The organism is Dyella flava (genome assembly GCF_016904955.1).
GTDB classification, from domain to species: domain Bacteria; phylum Pseudomonadota; class Gammaproteobacteria; order Xanthomonadales; family Rhodanobacteraceae; genus Dyella_B; species Dyella_B flava.
On sequence record NZ_JADIKE010000030.1, the window covers coordinates 34,126 to 52,652 of the forward strand.

The 18,527-nt window shown below is 59.4% G+C and carries 17 protein-coding genes and 1 pseudogene; 9 read left to right on the forward strand and 9 right to left on the reverse strand.

Annotated elements, in window-relative coordinates; all coding sequences use genetic code 11:
* Positions 1-32: 32 nt before the first annotated feature.
* On the reverse strand, positions 33-662 hold the full coding sequence (locus ISP19_RS05925; RefSeq protein ID WP_204680440.1) for a TetR/AcrR family transcriptional regulator: 630 nt from the start codon (positions 660-662) through the stop codon (positions 33-35).
* A gap of 92 nt (positions 663-754) precedes the next feature.
* Here ISP19_RS05925 and ISP19_RS05930 point away from each other — a divergent pair, with 92 nt between their 5' ends.
* Complete coding sequence (locus tag ISP19_RS05930) at positions 755-1,420, forward strand: O-methyltransferase (protein WP_204680441.1); 666 nt, start codon at positions 755-757, stop codon at positions 1,418-1,420.
* Between the two features lie 103 nt (positions 1,421-1,523).
* Positions 1,524-2,720, forward strand: a complete 1,197-nt coding sequence (locus tag ISP19_RS05935) for an acyltransferase family protein (protein WP_204680442.1) — start codon at positions 1,524-1,526, stop codon at positions 2,718-2,720.
* A gap of 2 nt (positions 2,721-2,722) precedes the next feature.
* Here ISP19_RS05935 and ISP19_RS05940 read toward each other — a convergent pair whose 3' ends face one another.
* Positions 2,723-3,616, reverse strand: coding sequence for a helix-turn-helix domain-containing protein (locus ISP19_RS05940; RefSeq protein ID WP_204680443.1), 894 nt, complete (start codon positions 3,614-3,616; stop codon positions 2,723-2,725).
* A gap of 733 nt (positions 3,617-4,349) precedes the next feature.
* Between ISP19_RS05940 and ISP19_RS05945 the strand changes: the two genes are divergently transcribed.
* The 3 genes from ISP19_RS05945 (at position 4,350) to ISP19_RS05955 (ending at position 6,292) form a co-directional block, all read left to right on the forward strand.
* Entirely contained in the window at positions 4,350-4,559 is a 210-nt protein-coding gene (locus tag ISP19_RS05945) for a hypothetical protein (RefSeq protein ID WP_204680410.1), read from the forward strand.
* Positions 4,560-5,221: 662 nt separating this feature from the next.
* A complete protein-coding gene (locus tag ISP19_RS05950; RefSeq protein ID WP_275577103.1) occupies positions 5,222-5,686 on the forward strand; it encodes a mobile mystery protein A in 465 nt (154 codons plus the stop codon).
* Between the two features lie 6 nt (positions 5,687-5,692).
* A complete protein-coding gene (locus ISP19_RS05955; protein WP_204680445.1) occupies positions 5,693-6,292 on the forward strand; it encodes a mobile mystery protein B in 600 nt (199 codons plus the stop codon).
* A 67-nt stretch (positions 6,293-6,359) separates the two neighbouring features.
* Here ISP19_RS05955 and ISP19_RS05960 read toward each other — a convergent pair whose 3' ends face one another.
* The gene (locus ISP19_RS05960) at positions 6,360-7,193 is read right to left on the reverse strand and encodes a helix-turn-helix domain-containing protein (protein WP_204680446.1); all 834 of its coding nucleotides are present in this window, start codon (positions 7,191-7,193) and stop codon (positions 6,360-6,362) included.
* Between the two features lie 44 nt (positions 7,194-7,237).
* Positions 7,238-7,789 carry a carboxymuconolactone decarboxylase family protein gene (locus ISP19_RS05965; RefSeq protein ID WP_204680447.1) on the reverse strand — a complete coding sequence of 184 codons (552 nt, stop codon included), beginning with the start codon at positions 7,787-7,789 and terminating at the stop codon, positions 7,238-7,240.
* A gap of 438 nt (positions 7,790-8,227) precedes the next feature.
* Here ISP19_RS05965 and ISP19_RS05970 point away from each other — a divergent pair, with 438 nt between their 5' ends.
* From ISP19_RS05970 to ISP19_RS05980, 3 genes are read left to right on the forward strand one after another with little or no spacing between them, the layout of a single operon-like run.
* Positions 8,228-8,860: a thymidylate synthase gene (locus ISP19_RS05970; RefSeq protein ID WP_204680448.1), complete on the forward strand. Its 633-nt coding sequence runs from the start codon at positions 8,228-8,230 to the stop codon at positions 8,858-8,860.
* On the forward strand, positions 8,841-9,542 hold the full coding sequence (locus tag ISP19_RS05975) for a non-canonical purine NTP pyrophosphatase (RefSeq protein WP_204680449.1): 702 nt from the start codon (positions 8,841-8,843) through the stop codon (positions 9,540-9,542). The genes ISP19_RS05970 and ISP19_RS05975 overlap by 20 nt, the downstream gene beginning before the upstream one ends.
* A gap of 32 nt (positions 9,543-9,574) precedes the next feature.
* A complete protein-coding gene (locus ISP19_RS05980) occupies positions 9,575-11,137 on the forward strand; it encodes an asparagine synthetase B family protein (RefSeq protein WP_204680450.1) in 1,563 nt (520 codons plus the stop codon).
* Positions 11,138-11,364: 227 nt separating this feature from the next.
* On the opposite strand, the gene ISP19_RS05985 is transcribed toward ISP19_RS05980, so the two are convergent.
* The 4 genes and pseudogenes from ISP19_RS05985 to ISP19_RS06000 all read right to left on the reverse strand — a co-directional run.
* A complete protein-coding gene (locus ISP19_RS05985) occupies positions 11,365-13,038 on the reverse strand; it encodes an EAL domain-containing response regulator (RefSeq protein ID WP_204680451.1) in 1,674 nt (557 codons plus the stop codon).
* On the reverse strand, positions 13,035-13,424 hold the full coding sequence (locus tag ISP19_RS05990; protein ID WP_204680452.1) for a response regulator: 390 nt from the start codon (positions 13,422-13,424) through the stop codon (positions 13,035-13,037). The genes ISP19_RS05985 and ISP19_RS05990 overlap by 4 nt, the downstream gene beginning before the upstream one ends.
* Positions 13,421-16,381, reverse strand: a complete 2,961-nt coding sequence (locus ISP19_RS05995; protein ID WP_204680453.1) for a response regulator — start codon at positions 16,379-16,381, stop codon at positions 13,421-13,423. The genes ISP19_RS05990 and ISP19_RS05995 overlap by 4 nt, the downstream gene beginning before the upstream one ends.
* Positions 16,382-16,674: 293 nt before the next feature.
* Positions 16,675-17,076 (reverse strand): annotated as a pseudogene (locus ISP19_RS06000) (class I SAM-dependent methyltransferase); the annotation flags it as partial.
* A gap of 21 nt (positions 17,077-17,097) precedes the next feature.
* Here ISP19_RS06000 and ISP19_RS06005 point away from each other — a divergent pair.
* The gene (locus ISP19_RS06005) at positions 17,098-17,592 is read left to right on the forward strand and encodes a carbonic anhydrase (protein WP_275577104.1); all 495 of its coding nucleotides are present in this window, start codon (positions 17,098-17,100) and stop codon (positions 17,590-17,592) included.
* Between the two features lie 56 nt (positions 17,593-17,648).
* Here the strand turns inward: ISP19_RS06005 and ISP19_RS06010 are convergent, their stop codons facing one another.
* Positions 17,649-18,506 (reverse strand): LysR family transcriptional regulator, encoded by an 858-nt coding sequence (locus ISP19_RS06010; RefSeq protein ID WP_204680454.1) that lies wholly within the window; start codon positions 18,504-18,506, stop codon positions 17,649-17,651.
* Positions 18,507-18,527: the final 21 nt, after the last annotated feature.

Genomic DNA, 18,527 nt, shown 5'->3' on the forward strand with positions numbered 1-18,527 from the left:
CCACTCATACGAAACAGCCATCGCGCGTTACCTCAACGATCAAGCTCCCTAAGATAAGCACAAAACATATCGCTGATGGCATCGCCGTAGATTTCAATCTCCCTGGCCGTGTGAGCACTTTCCGAAAACCCCTTTCCTACGGCACTGAGCGTCGCAGTGATCAGCTCACCCGCCAAGGCACGTATCGCTTCCGAGGCATTGGGCAGCACCTCCCGCATAAACACGCGCACCGTAGGACCGGCCGCCGCCTTCGCCTCACGCGCTTCATGTGTATCGCGATAGAGCGGCGCAGCGTCATTAAGCGCCACCCGCATCCGCGCCTCCTCGCATTCCGAGCGGATAAACGCATGCACCAGGATGCGCAGCCGCTCAAGCGGCGGCTGGCCGGCGTCCTCCAGAATGCCGCGCAGCAGGTCGGTGGTCTGCCGCCATTCGTCGCTTTGCAGCCGGAACAGGATCGCCGCCTTGTTGGGGAAATACTGATACACCGATCCAACGCTGACCCCGGCCTTCTCCGCCACCCGCGCGGTGGTGAACCGTTGCGCGCCTTCCTTCGCCAAAACCTGAGTAGCGGCCTGCAGAATCGCTGCGACCAGTTCGGTCGAGCGCGCCTGTTTAGGCTGTTTTCGCACGGAAATTCTAGGATTTCGGTACTCGGTCATAAGGGGCCTGAGAACGCGAATAGAAAACGTGATCAATTGGTCGCAATCTAATCCGGCTTGAAGACATACGCAATTTTTTGCCGGAGCCACGCATGACCACCCTGACCACCACCCCACTTGCACCCTTGCTGGATCGCTTGTTTGAAGAGGCCGCCGCGGCGTCGCCGGTGACGAGCCCGGCCATGGCCGATCTCTCGGCCGAAGAGCGGGCGCGCCTGATGCAAAGCAAGACCGACTACCTTGGTTACTACGCACGCCTGAAGGATTTTGCGCTCCCCGTATCGCGCGAAACCGGCACGCTGCTGTACATGCTGGCGCGCAACAGCAAGGCGCGGACGATCGTCGAGTTTGGCACCTCGTTCGGCATCTCGACCCTGCACCTCGCCGCAGCGCTGCGCGACAACGGCGGCGGCCGCCTGATTACCAGCGAGTTCGAACCTTCCAAGTTGGTGCGTGCGCGCAAGAATCTGACCGATGGCGGCCTTATCGACCTGGTCGAGATCCGTGAGGGCGATGCGCTGCAAACGCTGCGCACCGATCTTCCCGAAACGATCGACCTGCTGCTGCTCGACGGTGCCAAGGCGCTCTATCCAGACATCCTGAGCCTGGTGGAAAGCCGGCTCAGGCCGAGTGCGTGGATCGTCGCCGACAACGCCGACTTCAGCCCCGAGTACCTGGCGCGCGTGCGCGAGCCGGCGAACGGCTACCTATCCACCCCGTTTGCTGAAGACGTCGAGCTGTCCATGCGAATCGGCTGAGGCCTGCGACGCCGGCGGTAAATGCGTGGGTGAATCGGTATCATCGTTGCAAGCGGGCACAGCGAATGGCCCTGTTCAATGCCAGGCAAGGAACGAACACGCGATGCATCCACGCATTGTTGCGCGTATCGAAGGTGAAGGCCGTAATCTTTATATCGACATGTTGCGCGGCGCCTGCATCCTGCTCGTGATGCTGCTGCACTACAGCCTGGCCTACCGGCTGCAAACCAGTCCGCTGCAAGCATGGATGTCGGTACCGACCCTGCGTGCGATCTTCTACAACGGTAACTACGGCGTCGACATCTTCTTCGTGATATCAGGGTTTCTGATCACGTCCAACATGCTCGCCCGCTACGGATCGCTCGCCGGCATTGATGTCATGCACTTCTACAAGCTGCGTTTCTTCCGGCTCTATCCGCTGGTCGTGCTTGCCCTGGCCGTGATTACGGTATTGGGCCTCACCGGTTTCTCCCATTTTTCCAACATCGCACACCAGACGAATCTCGGCAGTGGGTTCTTCCTGATCGCGGATCTGTCGGTACTCACGTTCTGGCATAACCTGCTGATGGAGAGCGTTGGTTATTTCAACTACGCCATGAATATCTACTGGTCGTTGTCGGTGGAAGAGGTGTTTTACCTGCTATATCCCCTGGTGCTGGTGATGGCGCGCCGGCGTTGGCAGCTGGTGTTGCTGGCCTGCATCTGCGCGGTGATCGCGCCCATCTATCGCGGCATACACCAGGACGACGAACTGTTTTTCATGTACGGCAACCTGGCTTGCGTGGATATGCTCGCGTACGGTTGCGTCGCGGCCGTGCTGGTCAACAGAGTTAGGCTGACGAATGCGCCGCGCTACCTGCTTGCCGCACTGGCGTGCATCGCGATGGCCTGGGTTTACATGCAAGGCATCCACGACCATGAAGCGCTCGGTGCGACGTTTCTCGGCCTCGCCGCCGCGATCTTCCTGGTAGTCGTCTCGCGCTTATCGGCAAGCGCTGCCATCCGCCGATTGGGAGCCCCCCTGGCATGGCTGGGTTCACATAGCTACGAGCTATACCTGTTCCATATCGTGGTGCTGGGAATCATGGTCGAACTGGTGCGGAGGTCAGCGATGCCGGTCACGCACAAGCTGCCCATGCTTGCGATCTTTCTCGTGCTATCCGCCGCGCTGGCATGGGCGACTGCCCGATGCTTCGGCGATCCGCTGAATCAATGGTTACGCCGCCGGTATGCGTGCCGAGATGTAAACGCGTTACCGGCCACCTCCGCACTTGCCACGGATGCCGTTCGGTCCGATTGAGGCTAGTCGGCGATGGCTTTGCTTATCCACTCAGCACGAACCTGGCTCGCCGTCATGCCGAAGCGCGCCCGAAACGCCCGCTGGAATTGCCGCTCGGTGGAAAAGCCACAGTGTTCGATGATTTCAGTGATGCTTCGCTGCGGTTCGTTGCACAGGTCGTGCAGCACGGCCTGCAGGCGTTTGTTGCGAATGTAGTGCTGGATGCCGCCCAGTTCGGCGAATTGCCGGTAGAGCTGGGAGCGCGACACGCCGAACACCTTTTGTAGCCGGACCACACCAAGGTCGCTTTCGCCCAGATGCAGGTCGATGTAGTGCACGACGCGCTCCCTGGTGTCATCGAAGGCATGGGACGCGCCATGGGGCGTTTCATCGGTGCGCAGGCAGAAGCGCAGCAACTCCATCGTCACCTTGACCATTTCCTTGACGTCGTCCGCGCGGCAATGGCGCAAGACCTCGACGAAGTTGAGCAGGTGCTCACGCAGCATGCGGCAGGGCAGCCACTCGGCGCGCAGGATGCGTCCGTGCAGCGGCACATCGCGGACCTGCTCGCGGGGCAGCATCACACTGATGTGCTTGCTTTCCTCCTGCACCCACAATTCCGATGTGTTTGCCAGATCGGCCAGATAGATATCGCCCGGCTTGATGTCGACCTTGCCGGCGTCGAACCGGGCGTTCACGCTGCCTTCCAGCAGCAGACGCAGCAGCAGGCAGTCATTGAATCGGCTTTTCGCGATGATGCGCGCGTCACGCAGGTAATGCGCCACGCCCGAAGTCGATTGGGTCAGCGTCATCTGGCCCAGGCTATAGGCGACGACCGAGGCGTCCAAAGGCTCGTTATGGCAAGGCTCGATCAGTGCGATGGAGCGAAGCCAGCGTCGGTAGGCGGTGGTTCTCATCCCCGGTTCAATCAGGGATGTAGCGAACACACTATCTGGAAACCTCTGCGTAGCTCTCTCCATCTGTGCCTCTCTTGCCGAAGCGCCAGAGTTGGCACAAGCCGTGCCAAAGCGCGTCTACCTCTCGAAGCTGCTGTCGTGCGGCCAGTATCGGAAGCAAGGTGTCGAAGTCAGGTATAGCGGGGGTGCGTAAAAAGTGTCGGAGTGACGCGTGTTGGGACGATTCGTCGGTGCCTCAGGCGGACAAAACGTCGTCTCCGCGTGAAAACGTCTTCGCGCGTCGACGTTGAATTGACGCGCATCGGGACGAAATGACGGGTTCGGATGGATGGGATCCGTATGTCGTTCTAAGCAAAAGGCGCGATGGTGTCGGAGTTGGCGGCATCCTGTTACGCACCCACCGATCCCGAATTGCAGTGCTTTGCGCACAGCAAAAGTCATCCAATCCCTACATACAACAAACGGCGCCAACCATTAATGTGTGCCCCGTCATCAGCGTCATTCGTAAACGCGTCAGCGCCGATGACCCAGGCCGCAGTGCTTGGAAAAGCGCGGGCCGTGAGAGCGGACACTCCCACGACCCGCTAAACCAAAACCAACTCTAGGACAGTTGATGATGGCCTCCCCAAATCATACGGCACAGCCGTGCCCTTCGGTTCGCACCGGAGCTTCCCCATCCACCCCGCCAATCGACGACATGCTCCCCTCGCGGAGTTCGGATCAGGAAAGGCGGTTGTTCCACTCCCCCCAGCGGGCCGGCATCAAGCTCGCCATGCAGGCGATCGAAGACGTGCTGAACTCACGCAGCACGCTCACGTCGGACCCCATCGGCGAACACCGCGGCCGCGTGCCGCTTAGCCTGATGCAATACAACGGCCTCAGCGCCGCCCTCTACTTCCTGCGTCAATACGTCGACACGCTCGCCCCACCGCGGGGTGGATAAGACACGCGTGTTCGTGTGAGGGTGGCCATTGGCGCATTGCGTCAGAACAGTGCGCCTCTTTTCGGCACGTTGCGTAGGAACAGCGTGCCGGTTTTTTCGGGAAAGTTTGAAGCTGGATGTGGGCCGATGCTTACGCGTCGCGCGGCATCGTGGACGTGACCCTACGCCGTAATCGGCGGCGCACCCATACTCGATGCGATGGTTTGCACAGGCACATCCAATACTTCCAGGTCACATTGAAAAACACTTCGTGCCTTCTTTACGCACACTCACCAAGTGCCGGTGATGTGGGACTAGGCGAAAGTCCTCATCACCAACGCTGATGCATGCCACCTCGATCAGAGGATTCGGCGCATGCCCGTTCACGCCTGTATCGGCCGCAACACCATCGCCGGAGCCGTCAGAGCGCCGGTCGCGTAGCAGTCCTGCCAAACAGCGGGATGTTCAGGGTCATTGCTCTTGCGTGGACGTGAGGCGGCCCATTACCGGCCAATCCTGATCGCCATCCCGGGAAGATCCGAGCCCGTCGGAAGGGCCACCGCCGGCAATTATATTGACCATCTTCGATAAAAACATGCAAATTAATTGATCATTTTCGATCAAATATTGAAATTTAATCGAAGATGATCAATATTAATCTTGAAAATTATTGAGTAAACTCGATGGAAACCTCAGCGACCAGGGCCGCCAAGGCCCGAAAACACTTGGATCCCCGGTTGATCGACCTCAGTGCGGGCCGCCGGAAGCTGGCGCGTCCGAACCACGGGTGGGTTCGTGCGATCCGCCAGGCCTTGGGTATGACCACAACGCAGTTAGGGCGGCGCATGGGCATCACCCAAAGCACGCTGAGCTCGCTGGAGCGCTCTGAAATCAACGGCTCGGTCCGGCTGGCCACGCTGCAAAGGGCGGCGGAGGCGATGAATTGCACGTTGGTCTATGCCATCGTTCCCAACACCTCTCTGGAAGATATCGTTCAAGAGCAAGCCAAAAAAGTCGCTGCCGAACAGCTCGCGCCGGTCGAACATACGATGTCATTGGAGAACCAGTCACTCGACAAGGCCGCACGCGACGCATTCCTGAAGAGCTACATCGAAAACGAACTCGATCTCTCCAAACTGTGGCGATAGGGGCCAATGACTGATCTGTTCGACGCGGAGGAGGGTCAAACGCTATTGACCCCCGAGGAAAGGAAGGGGCTGAAGCCCACCTACATCACCTACCGCTCCGAGCTGAATGAGGCGGAGCAAGCGAATATCCTCAAAGCGGAGCGGTGGCTATTTGGCGGAAGGCGGAAACTGGCGCCACAGGATCTCGCGGATCAAGGGTTCATTTGCGACATGCATAAGCGGATGTATGGAGACGTGTGGAATTGGGCCGGCACGTTTCGGAAAAGCGACCGCAACATCGGGGTGGATTTCTATCAGATCCACCCCGCGATGCGTTCCTTTCTGGATGACATCCGCTATTGGATTGAACATTCAACCTATGTGCCCGATGAGCTTGCCGTGCGATTTCATCATCGCCTGGTTTTCATCCACCCATTTCCAAACGGCAACGGCAGGTTGTCTCGCTTGATGGCTGATTGCTTGGCAATGAGCCTGGGTCAACCACGGTTTACCTGGGGTCGTACCCAATTGGTCCGCGCGAGCGAATTGCGGACCAGCTATATCCAGGCGTTGCGCAAGGCTGACGGACATGACCTGACGACCCTGTTGGCGTTTGCCAGATCATGACAAGGCTTGATTGCAGGTAGAGCGAGGACAGGGCGGACCTGGCGTACAGGCAATATGTCGGCGCCAGCTAACCACTCGACATCCACGTCGCATGGAACGCTTCTGTTCCGTCATCCGCGGGAAACAGCGATTCGACGCGTAGTTCCTGCGCAGCAACGCTTTGCGGCGCACCCACGCTGGTCACCATCGAAAAATAATTGAGAGTCTTCCCGTCCTTCTTGAATCCCAGCGGGATCATCGGCAGGTTCGGCGCAACAGCGACCGATCCGCGCAACCGCCAAGACGCATCAACGTCAGGGTACGCAAACAACTCATCGAGCAGGGCCTGCGTGGGTTGGTCCATCACGCGCCCGACCGTTTCACGATAGACGCGCTGTACCAGGCTCCTGGCTACCGATTCCCAGTCCACCACGAATGGCCGCATGCCGGTGGGATCGAAGATCAGATGCAGCATATTGCGCGGCCCTTTGCGCGCCGCCATGTCGATAAACGATCCGAAAAAGCGCGGCGATGACGCATTGGCACTCACCACGTTCCAATAGCGATCCATGACGACAGCGGGAAACGGATCGTGCTGCCGCAGCATGCGCTCGAGCGCCCGCGTAATGCCTTGCATCTCCTTGGCATTCCAGGCGGACTCTGAATAAACCGGTGCATAGCCGGCCGCCAGGAACGCCGCGTTTCTCTCGCGCAGCGGCACATCCAGCGCCTGCATGATGCTGGTCAAGGTCGGGCGACTTGGCACACTCCGGCCACTTTCAATAAAACTCAAATGTCGTTGCGAAATGCCGGCATCCAGCGCCAGCCCCAATTGGCTGGCGCTCCGCACTTCTCGCCAATGACGCAGCAGCGATCCCAAACCGTCACCAGAACGCCCCCGATCGGTACCCACAGCAGTCATGTGACTCTCCTGCGTCCATCCCGTCATCGATACTGGCGATGATGTTACGCCGCGCGCCACTCATGCGCCTGGAAGGCCTCTTCCAGCGGCGGACGGGTGACATTGCCGGTGTAGTTGGTGATGGTCGACGCGGCCACGATGCCGATGACTTCAAGCAGAAGATCCTGGCCGTATCCGGCGGCCAGGAAGACCGATACATCCTGGTCGTCGAGATTCCCTCGCTTCTCGATCAGCGTCCGTGCAAGGTTGGATAGCGCGGCATGCTTCGCATTCCTGGGCAGCCGGCATTCGCGAATCGCGTTGACGTCGGAAGCATCGATGCCTTCCTGCAGCGCGAGAAAGGAATGAAACGCTACCGCCCAGGAACATCGGTTGGTCACCGCGTTGGTGAGCAAGACAATTTGGACCTCCGGCTCGGAAAAACTGCCGCCATGCACCTTGCCGAACAGTCCTACCAGGCTGGCGATCAGCACCGGGGAGGTCGCCATGGCGGCGACGAGATTCGGAATCACACCGAACGTCTGATGCAGGGCTTCAAGTGACGGCTTCGACTGCGCCGGCGCGGATTCGATCGTATGGATAGGGAAGGTCGCCATGGCGGTGTCCTCGTTGAATAAGCATCGGAATGGATGACTTGAAACGAAGCTTATGCGCGCGAGTACAGCCGGCCAATTACCTCTGAGGTAATCAAAACAGGCTGATTTTCATTGGGCTAGAGCATTCGAAAGCGGGCTGTGCCTGCCTGAGGTTTTTGCGGTGCAGCAAGGCGAAACAGAAGCGCTCGCATGGGTTTTCTTATTAGATCAAGTAAAGCCGCGCACAACGTTTGCCGGATAACGCCTACATACGTCGATGGCGCTGAGCATTAAGTTGATGACGTCGTCGGCACACTCGCGCATCCGCCAATGTCGATGGCATCCGCAGCAATGCTTGCAGAACTTTTTCTTCGAACGATGTGAACTTTCGTCGTGACAGCTCCATCGACACCGAAGCAAAGGCTCCCACAAACGCACCCGCAGCGAATGGAGAAGCATATGTATCAGGTCCAAACCAAATCCATCTTTGAAGCCTGGGTCCAGACCGTGAAAGCCTGCGTGCTGGATGGTCAACAGTGGCATGACGGCGAAGTAAAAATCAGGGAGGCCGGCGGCGTCGCTTTTTCAATCAGCCAGCCACGACTCGACGACGAAGGAATTCGTCGCCACGGAAGTGAAGAAATGATCGCCGCCATGATCAAGAACTTCACCACCGATCAGCCCCAGTTCGGTTTCAGGTTCAGCTACGGCGCGCGGATTTTTTGCGCAGATGAGCATGCCGGTCTGGCGAGTCTCATATCAATTCTGCGCAGGAAACCGGAAACAAAGAGCGCAACCATGTCGCTGTTACGCTCGGGCGATCACCTTGGTTCACACGTCCCCTGCATCACGACAATTGATTTCAAACTCCGCAACGGTCGTTTGGACACGCATTACTTCGCCAGAAGCCAGGATGCATTCAATAAGAATTACGCCGATAACCTGGCGATCCTGGCCATTGCGCGGCACGCAGCCAGAGAGCTCGACGTCGGCATTGGTTCGCTATCCGGATATATAGCATCCGCGCATATCTACGAAACCGACGCGGATAAGGCTCAAGAACTTCTGGATCTTGAAGTCGTTTCTGCATAAGGCAAGCGCTGGCGCTGCCTGGCAGCGCCAGCATCCCATTGAATCCGACAACACAAGCCATCCCTTCATCGGAGGGATCATTGAACGTGGAGAAAATATGGCTAGCACCATCTACTTTTGCACGACATCAGCATCCAAGCTGGCGCAATTCAAAGCCTTTTTTGCCGGCCACGGCTTTGCCGTCGAGCAGGTGGTTTTGGATATACCAGAAATCCAATCCATCGATGTGGAGGAGGTTGTCAAACAGAAACTGGCAATTGCGGCGGAGCGATGCGCGCATCGCCCGCTCATCGTCGATGACGCGGGATTGGAAGTCGATGGGCTTGATGGCTTCCCTGGCGCGCTGTTGAAACCCATCCTTGAGAAAGGTGGTGTCGGCTTGCTGAAGGCGCTGTCATCCTCGGTGAGTTTCAATGAACAGTCACGATCGACCATGGTTGCCGCTGTCGCGGTGGCACTGAAATCCTGCACGCTGACCGCCAAGGGCGAGCTGAATGGCGTCATGGACTTCAGCGAAAACGCGCGGCTTGCCGACAAGACCTGTAGCGCGAGCTTTTATCCGGAACACCACGACAAAAGCCTCGCCGCCATGCAGGTCGAAATCGGCGAACGTGCGTTTTCTCACCGCTGGCGGGCGCTTGAGCTGATGGTCCAGCACATTCAAGCGGAGGGACGCCTCTAATGTGCGCAATTACCGGTGGATTTGGCCCTGGATTGAAGGAACTGTCCGGTTTTCGCAACCTCATGGCGGGTCGTGGCCCGGATGCTTTTGCTACGCGTGTAGGCGAGAATTTCTCCGTATGCCATAGCCGGCTGGCGGTCGTAGGCACCGGTGCGCTCGACGTTGCGCAACCGTTCTTCGATAGCGGCGTGTCGCTTCTCGTCAATGGCTTCATATCGAATTACAAGGAGATTCGTGCGTCGCATGGATGGGCGGCGCGCCCATCAGACTGCTCGGTCATTCTTTCGCTGTATCTAAAAGGCGGGACCGCGGCACTCGGCCAGTTGCGGGGACAATTCGCCGGTGTCCTGATCGATGAAAATAAAAACAAGGCAATCCTTTTCCGGGACGCGAGTGGCATCACTCCGCTTTACTATGCGTCTGTTGGGGAGCACGTCCTGTTTTCATCGCAGGCTTCGTGGCTCCCGGCTCTGGCCGATTATTTTGAAATACCGTACTCACCATCGTTGAATCGCGCTGCATTGGCGGAATGGCGTTCCTGCGGCTATTCCGTTGGCCCCAAAACGCTGCTCAACGGCATTCAGTCCGTTCAGCCGGGAACAACGGTAGAGGTCAACCTCGGCAATGGCGTCGTGCGTTCGCGCAAACCGTTCTTCGACTGGCGCCATCCCGAGCTGGATGAGTCGTATCTGGAGGCCGCCAAACGGCTCGTCAAACAGGCCGTTCGACGAAATTTACAAGCGGATAAGCCGCCGTTTTTACTCTTTTCCGGCGGGGTGGACAGCACGCTGATTCTTCACTGTGCCGTCGAAGCCGGCAAACGCCCACGCCTGGTCACTCTGGCTTACCCGGATGGGGAGAACGAAGCGGAGCTGGCGCACGCCGCGGAGGTTGCCGATCACTACGGTTGCCCGCTCGATGTCGTGAAATTTGTCATGCCCAACCGGGCAGAACTGCAAAAGCTCTTTGCTGAGCGCATCGATTGGCCCCTGGATGGCGGGAGCTTGCTGCCCAAGATTGCACTGGCCGACTATTGCAGGTCCGAGGGAGCCGTTACCGTCCTCGGCGGCTCCGGCGCCGATGAATTATTCGGCGGTTACCGGCGCCATTCCGCACGGTTGGAGCTTTATCGCAGGGGAGCGTTGTCGAATGTCGTGCTGGAGCGGAATTACTTCTGCGAGTGGATAGGCAAGCATGACGATAATGGTCTGGGCCCGTATCGGCTCTTTATTCAATGCGCGCGGGATGCACGGTATGCCGACCCGGGCTTTGTCTATGATTTATGCGAGCTCAGCCAACTCCACAATCCAAGGCTGGATTCCTGTTTCTCAAATATCGGCATCGAGTACCGGCCGGTCTTCCAGGACCAGGATCTCGTCAGATTTGCCGCCTCCCTGCGGCTTGATACAAAGATGGTGGACGGGACGACCAAGGGGATGCTGCGGGACGCGTTCGCCGATGAGGTTCCCGCTCACTTTCTAAGCGTCCCAAAAATGCCGCTGAGATTTGCCGAGATGGGGCCATCCTTGAAGTGGCGCGAGCGGGTCATGGCGGCGTGGATTTGCTCGAAAGACCTGGCCTCGTCGGCGGCGTGACGCCATGTGAAAGCGGGAACGACGGCTTCATCGCGGTACACCTATGTCTGGTGCTGTTTATCGCTTATCCAAGCGTAGGCGTACCGCTCGCCGTCATCCCGCTGCACGTCACCGGCACGCTCGGTTCTGGGAAATCTCGGCCGGGACGATCATGAGCCTGCGGTTTCTGGCCATGCAACAGTCCGCCGGTTCAACCAGCGGATTCGATGCTTGCAAGCCCGTCAAATTCAATGCAGATAACGCAGAAATTCCGCCTCGCGCCGCGGCTCACTCAGCAGATAGCCTTGTACCAGCGGGCAGCCGACCTCGCGCAGTACCGTAAGCTCGCCGTTTTGTTCCACGCCTTCCACGATCACTGTCAGCCCAAGCGACTTGGCCATGCCGATCAGCGATTCGAGCAGGCAGCGCATGCTCGCGTCATGGTCGACCCCGCTGACGAAGCTGCGGTCGATCTTCATCGTATCGCAGGGAAGCAAACTCACATGGCTGAGTGATGAGAACCCCGTGCCGAAGTCATCCAGAGCCACATGGATTCCCAGCTCACGCAGACAACGCAACGCAGCCGCGCAGGCAGGCATATCCGGCACGTGCATGCGTTCGGTGAGCTCCACGGCCAGATGCTTGCGTAATGCTTTGGGCAGGCCGTTGATAAGGATTTCCGTCAGCCGGCCCGACGCCAGGCTGCGCGCCGTGACGTTCACATGCAGGCGGAACGCCGGGGGCAGGCCGTCACCCCACGCGATCAGGCTGGCAATGGCTTGTTCCACCACCCATGCATCGAGGCGGTGCATCAGCGGGGTGTGCTCGACCGCGCCGAGGAACGCCCCAGGACCAAGCAGCCCGCGCTCGGGATGGTTCCAGCGCAGCAGCGCTTCGGCGCCGACCGGACACAAATCGCCGGCGACCGCGAAAATCGGCTGGAAATACAGCTCCAGCTCACCGCGATCAAGCCCGTGTTCCAATTGTTGATGGACGGCTAGCGACTCACGCGCACGCGTGCGCAGCGACGGATCGGCCAGGATCACGCGCTCATCACCCAGCGGATCGATGCGCGCCGCTTCGCTCATCGCAAGCCGCAGCAATTCCGCCGATTCCACCGGCGCGCCATCGCCGGCCGGCCACATCGCGATAGCGGCGGTAAGCGCACGCACCGAGCCCAGCATGCGTGACGAATCACGCGCGGACATGCCCAGGGCTGCCTGCATCTCCATGACGATTTGCCGGCTGTCGCGTGTTTCCGGTATCAGCCAGCCCAGCATGTCTTCGGCGATACGCGCCACGGTGTCGACCTGTGCCCAGCGCGCCTGCACGTAAGCGGCCAGCTTGCGCAGGGAGTCGGCGGCTTCGTCTTCATCGGTGCCGAGCGCGATATTGGCATGATTGCTACACGCCACGACCACCAAGGCAAGAGGACGGCCCGATGCCATCAGGCGCTCGGTACGCTCAAGCAGCGCGATGCGGTTGGGCAACTCGGTTTCCGCGTCGAAACGGGAGAGAAAGGCGCGCTCCACCGCACGCAGGCGACGACGCTCCAGCACGGAAGCGATACGGGCGTTCAGCATCGGCATGAGCACCGGCTTGCCCAGATAATCTTCGGCGCCGAGCTCAATACAGTGGGCGGCCAGATCCATCTTGTCGTTGGCCGAGACCATGATCACCGCCACGTCACGCAGATATTCGTCAGCGCGCATGGCACACAACACCGTCAAGCCGTCGGTGCCGGGCATCATGACATCCAGCAGCATGATATCCGGCAGCTGCCGGCGCGCCTCGATCAGCGCGGTCGCGCCATCGTGGGCCTCACCCAGATTTAGAAAGCCAAGTTGCTTCAGTCGTCGGCGCAGCATGAAGCGGCTGCCTTCGTCGTCGTCGACGATGAGGATGCGCGCGTCCTGGGTCATGATGCACTACTCCTTTCGCTGTTGTTCTTGATCACGCGCTGCAAGGCGTCAAGCAAGGACGGGAACTCGATCGGCTTGGGCACGAAGGCATTGGCGCCGGCTTCCATCGCCTTCAGGATGTCGTGCTCCATCACGTGCGCGGAGAGCACGATCACCGGTATGTCGTGTGTTTGCGGATTGCCGCGCAATCGCTGCAACACATCCAGGCCATTGATGCCCGGCAGGTTGATGTCCAACAGCACGGCATCGGGGCGCTTCCAGACGGCAGCGATAAGCGCTTTCTCGCCATCCTCGACGTGGCGCACCTGGATACCGTGTCGCCCCAATCGACGGGTGAGCATGAAGGCATTGTTGTCGTCATCTTCGACGTAAAGCACGCTATTCATGTCGCCTCCTTCACCTCGCTCATCGGCAGCTGCAACCGGTCCAGCAAGTGATGTACCTGCCGCACCACATCGGTAAGGTCCGCTTCGCCTTTGCGCACGAGCAGCGCGGCGCGTTCGTACAAAGTGCGGCTCATCTCCGGCGTAATGTCCGCCGCCGTCACCAGCATGATCGGCACCAGCGCAAGCGCCTGCTCGGCGCGCATCGCCTCGACCACCGCCACCCCGTCCATGCCGGGCATGACCATGTCCAGCAGCAACAGGTCAGGTGCTTGTTCGCGCATCACGCTCAGCGCGTGCTGACCGTTCGGCGCGGTCTCCACCTGATAACCTTCCTCGCGCAACTCGGCCGCAATCTTGTTGCGATAAAAATCATCGTCGTCCACCACCAGCAACCGGCCGCGTTTCACCTTGCCCACGAAGCGCTGCACCAGCCGGGTGAGGTGATCGCGATCGAACGGCTTGGTGAGATGCTCGATCACGCCGAGTACGCCCGTGCGCTGTTCCGGATCGGTGACCGTGCATAAAATCACCGGGAGTTCGGCGTGCTCGGGATCCGCCCTCAGCGCAGCCAGCACATCCCAGCCGGTCATATCGCCCAACATGATGTCCAGGACCATCACCGCGGGCCGCAGCGAGCGGGTGAGCGCCAGCGCTTCTCGTCCGGAGGAAGCGCTGACCACATTGATGCCATTGCGCTCGAGTGCATTGCGCACCAGCTCGCAGGCATCCGAATCATCATCCACGACCAGCACGACCGGGCGGCGCCGGTGCGCAAACGAGCCTTCGCCCATCACCGGCGGGGCAGGTGGCTCAAAGCCGTCGATATCGCCCAGCGGTAGCGACACGGTGAATACGCTGCCGCAGTGGATATCGCTGGTGGCTTTGATCTGGCCTCCCATCAGGTCTACCAGTTGCCGTGAGATGGTGAGACCCAGTCCCGAGCCGCCAAAGCGGCGCGCAATCGAACGGTCGGCTTGTTCGAACGGTTCAAACACGCGCTGCAGCTGTTCCGGGGTCATGCCGATGCCGGTGTCGGACACCACGATCTGCAAGCGGTCGTCGTCGCAGGACAGGGCGACCTTCACCTCGCCATTGCGGGTGAACTTGATCGCGTTGCCGATCAGATTGAGCATGATCTGCCGCAATCGGGTGACGTCGGTACACACCAGACCCACGTCGGGCGCCACCTCGAGCAGCAGCTTGTTGGCGTGGGCACTGGCCAGCGGCTGCATCGCGTTGATCACGCTCTCGACCAGCGTATCCGCCCTTGCAACTTCGTTGTGCAGCTCGATCCGGCCGGATTCGACGCGCGAGATATCCAGCACATCGTTGATCAAGGACAGCAGATGCCGCCCGGCATTGACGACACGCTGCATGACTTCGGCGGTTTCGTTGTCCTCGCGATCGTAGGCCTGTTCGAGGGTGAGTTCGCTCAGGCCGATGATGCTGTTGAGCGGTGTGCGCAATTCATGGCTCATGTTCGCCAGGAACAGCGACTTGGCGCGGTTGGCGGACTCGGCCTCCAGCTTCGCCACCCGCAGCACCTGTTCCATATGGATACGCTGCGTAATGTCCATCGAGATCACGCCGACGCCGGCAATCTCGCCAAGTGCATCGGTGACCGGAAAGCGCCTGGTAAGCAAGGTGTGGAAACCGCCCAGGTAATTGACCTGTTCTTCGTAGGCAGTGACGCTGCGCTTGGTGATCACTTCGCGGTCGTGCTCGCGCACCATCGCCGCGCTCTCTGCCGTGGCGATGCTCTCCACATCCTTGCCGATCAACTCTTCAGGAGGGCGGCCTATCAGTTCGGCGGCAGTTTTGTTGATGCGCACGATCCGACCGTCGGTATCTTTCACTTTAATCGCCACGCTGGAGTGCTGAAGAATGTTTTCCAGCAGACGCGCATTCGTTCGCATCTCTTCATGGATCGCGCGGTAGCCGATGCGCAGGCGGGTAAGCCACGCCGCCAGTATCAGCATCGGTGCAAGCAGGAGCAGCAGGCAAAGGAGGTAGCCGCGACTCAGCAGGGTGCCCGTCACCGTAGGCATCTTGGTCACGGAAATAATCCGCAGCTGTGGCGAGTCGGGTCCCGCATCGGGATTCAAGTCGATCGTATCGAACACCACATAGCCGAAGCTGCCCTGTTCCTGGCCCTTAACCTGGGTTTGGACGGCCTTCCAGACCAAGGGCATGTCAGTGGCCACGGTCGCCTGCGCCGCATCCGGCTGCATGAAGCGCCACTCCCGATCGGGATCGGGACCGATCAGCCAGTTGCCGCCCCGGTCGACCAGCCACATGGAGCCTTGCGAGAGCCTGGCATCCATCCCGAACTGGTTAAGCAACTGGTTGCCGTCGAGGTTGATGATGATCATGCCCAGACGGCTTCCGTCGTTGCCGAACACCGGTGTGCCGACGCGCAAGGTACGCACGAAAGGTCGCTCGATCTGACCGTGCTCGATATTCAGATCCAGCGGTGACACGTAAAAGGCCCCGACCGGTAGATTCGCCGTCGCAATGAAATACGGGCGTGACGCCTTGTTCTGCAGCTTGTCCATCGGCGTAGTACGCACGCCCTGCGTGGTGTGATTGATCCGCAGCACTTCCATGCCGTGGTTATCGATCAGCCGGGCTTGTAGATAATCGCCACGCGTAGCCACCAGCGTCGTAAGAAGGTGCTCGACCGATTCACGCGATGCGGGCGTTGGCGAGGACATGAACTGGCTGACGAGCGGAATCGAGCGGAGCAGGCTGGCATCGCCCTTTGCCGTGTCAACGTCCGCGCGCAACGTGTTGCCGGCCACGGTCACGGCATTCGCATTGACTTGATCGAGCCGGTGTTCGGCGAATTGCCGCTCGACGATGGCGACGATGACGAGCACCAGTGCACCCAGGGCGAACAGAACAAAGAACGTTCCCAGGAACCTGGCCAGATCTCCGGCCAGAACAGGTCGCTTCATACGCTTGCCCCCTTGATTGCCCGCGTAGTTCACTTCCGAATGAACGGGCGCGGCAAAGTATTGCACCGCGGTGTTGGGCGTGTCAGCTGACAGAACCGCGCATGTCCGTAATGTTTTGCATGTTTGTAAAGATGTATACGTCTAGACGTCTGTGGCTTGACGTAGCGTTGACGAAGCCTTCACAAAATCAAACGGTCCGGCGACTGCCCGTCGACGATTTGTATCGGCGTCGGTCCCGCTGAAGGGGAACGAAGTCATCGGCCAGGCAACGCTCGGATTCGAACCGCTACACCCTAGCGTGGCGAACGATAGCCACCGGAAACCCCGTTCGGCGACAGGACAATCCGCCAAAGTTGATCGCGGCGGGCGCGGAAGGTTGCTGCGGAAGCGGCGAGATAAAAACGCCACATGCGGCGAAATGACTCGTCGTAATCTTTGGCGAGGGACGGCCGGGCGTTATCAAAATTGTCCAGCCATGCAAGCAGGGTTCGTTCGTAGTCGGCACCGAAGTTATGCCAATCCTCAACCACGAAGCGGCGCTCCAGCGCGTCGGCCACCTGGCTCATCGCCGGCACCTGTGAATTGGGGAAAATGCAACGCTCGATCCTCGGATCGGGACGGTTCGGTGCGTGATTCGTGCCGATGGTGTGCAGCAGTGACAGGCCGCCGCGAGCCAGGCGCCGACCACCTTCTTCATTTCCTGCCAGGACAGCCGGATGGTTCCGGAACTGGTAACCCAGAGCGAGCCAGGTAATCTGTTCGTCATTCGTAATGCCGGCAACATCGTGCCTTCATTTGGTCCCGAGCCCGGCGGGGTATATGCCACCATCGAATACGTGTTGGCCGCCTTGGGTGTCACCGACATCGTTATTTGCGGCCATTCGGATTGTGGCGCGATGACTCCGATTGCAGCGTGCAAATGCCTCGACCATATGCCGGCGGTCAAGAGCTGGTTGCGCTACGCGGACTCGGCAAAGCTGGTCAATGAAACGCATGAACACGTGTCGGAGTGCGCGCGCCCGGATGCGCTTATCCGCGAAAACGTCGTCGCTCGGCTCAATAACCTCAAGACGCATCCGTCCGTTGCGCGTGCCCTTGCGCAGGTCAGCTGGATCTGCACGGATGGGTGTATGACATTGGGTCAGGCCGCATCGATGCCTTCGATAGCGCGAGGCCGCAGTTCGTGGCGCTGTCAGAGCATCCCGGCGTGACTGCAACGCCGATCGCCGACGCCGCGGCGGGTTGACGGCCTTATATCTCGGGCTTGCTATGACGACGCCTTGGGTGAGGCGGTCCGCAAACCGACGCGGATGCGGTCCATCAATGCCGTGTCAGCGGATGTCGAATGAACGACATACGCGGAATAGGAAAACTCGGGACTGCCAGGCACGAGCTCGAGTTTTCCACTGTCGATATAGCGCTGCACGAAACTCTTGCGGAAATAACCACTTCCGCCCAACGCCAGAATGTAGTCGAGCGCAAGCGGACCGTAACTGATCGAAATGGCAGGATTCGGCTGATCAGGGAAGGCGGCCTGGTGACTGGCGGCAAACGCATCACCCCAATCGATACGGATGTGGTCCTCGGGATGCGAGGGCGGCTTTCCATCCGAAGACGTGGCGCGCGCCATGACGAGCTTATCTTCATAGAGCAATTCGACGATCAAACCAGGACGTTGGGGCGCCAGATAGACGATAGCGATATCGAGAACACCTTCCTGCACTCGCTCTATCAACTGTCTGGCGTCATCAATCCTTGCACTGACCACAAACTCGGGACAATTCTCACGCATCCATACCAGCCAGTTACGCAAAAACGGATCCCATAGATTGAACTCGGCACCTACCGTGACGACTGTTTCTCTTCCCTGCGGAAGCGCCACGGACTTTCGTGCGCGCTCCCATGTTTGAACCATGGTGGTAGCGAAACGAAAGAACTGCTCGCCGGCGGGGGTCAGTCGCGCGCCGGTTTTACCGCGAACAAAAAGAGGTTGATTAAGTTCATCCTCAAGCACGCGTATGCGTGCGCTCACCGCCGTCTGGGTGAGATTTAGGTTGGAGGCGGCGCTGACAAAGCTGCCAGTCTTGACTATTTCCAGAAATGTGCGTGCTTGAGCGATATCCATAAAGCAAATTTTCTTATCGGA

Bases quoted from the DNA above. Each gene is read 5' to 3' on its own strand.
- ISP19_RS05995 (WP_204680453.1), bottom strand. From the start codon at position 16,381: ATGAAGCGACCTGTTCTGGCCGGAGATCTGGCCAGGTTCCTGGGAACG.
- ISP19_RS05965 (WP_204680447.1), bottom strand. From the start codon at position 7,789: ATGGCGACCTTCCCTATCCATACGATCGAATCCGCGCCGGCGCAGTCG.
- ISP19_RS06005 (WP_275577104.1), top strand. From the start codon at position 17,098: ATGGTTCCGGAACTGGTAACCCAGAGCGAGCCAGGTAATCTGTTCGTC.
- ISP19_RS06010 (WP_204680454.1), bottom strand. From the start codon at position 18,506: ATGGATATCGCTCAAGCACGCACATTTCTGGAAATAGTCAAGACTGGC.
- ISP19_RS05940 (WP_204680443.1), bottom strand. From the start codon at position 3,616: ATGAGAACCACCGCCTACCGACGCTGGCTTCGCTCCATCGCACTGATC.
- ISP19_RS05970 (WP_204680448.1), top strand. From the start codon at position 8,228: ATGTATCAGGTCCAAACCAAATCCATCTTTGAAGCCTGGGTCCAGACC.
- ISP19_RS05925 (WP_204680440.1), bottom strand. From the start codon at position 662: ATGACCGAGTACCGAAATCCTAGAATTTCCGTGCGAAAACAGCCTAAA.
- ISP19_RS05950 (WP_275577103.1), top strand. From the start codon at position 5,222: ATGGAAACCTCAGCGACCAGGGCCGCCAAGGCCCGAAAACACTTGGAT.
- ISP19_RS05960 (WP_204680446.1), bottom strand. From the start codon at position 7,193: ATGACTGCTGTGGGTACCGATCGGGGGCGTTCTGGTGACGGTTTGGGA.
- ISP19_RS05930 (WP_204680441.1), top strand. From the start codon at position 755: ATGACCACCCTGACCACCACCCCACTTGCACCCTTGCTGGATCGCTTG.
- ISP19_RS05935 (WP_204680442.1), top strand. From the start codon at position 1,524: ATGCATCCACGCATTGTTGCGCGTATCGAAGGTGAAGGCCGTAATCTT.
- ISP19_RS05990 (WP_204680452.1), bottom strand. From the start codon at position 13,424: ATGAATAGCGTGCTTTACGTCGAAGATGACGACAACAATGCCTTCATG.
- ISP19_RS05985 (WP_204680451.1), bottom strand. From the start codon at position 13,038: ATGACCCAGGACGCGCGCATCCTCATCGTCGACGACGACGAAGGCAGC.
- ISP19_RS05955 (WP_204680445.1), top strand. From the start codon at position 5,693: ATGACTGATCTGTTCGACGCGGAGGAGGGTCAAACGCTATTGACCCCC.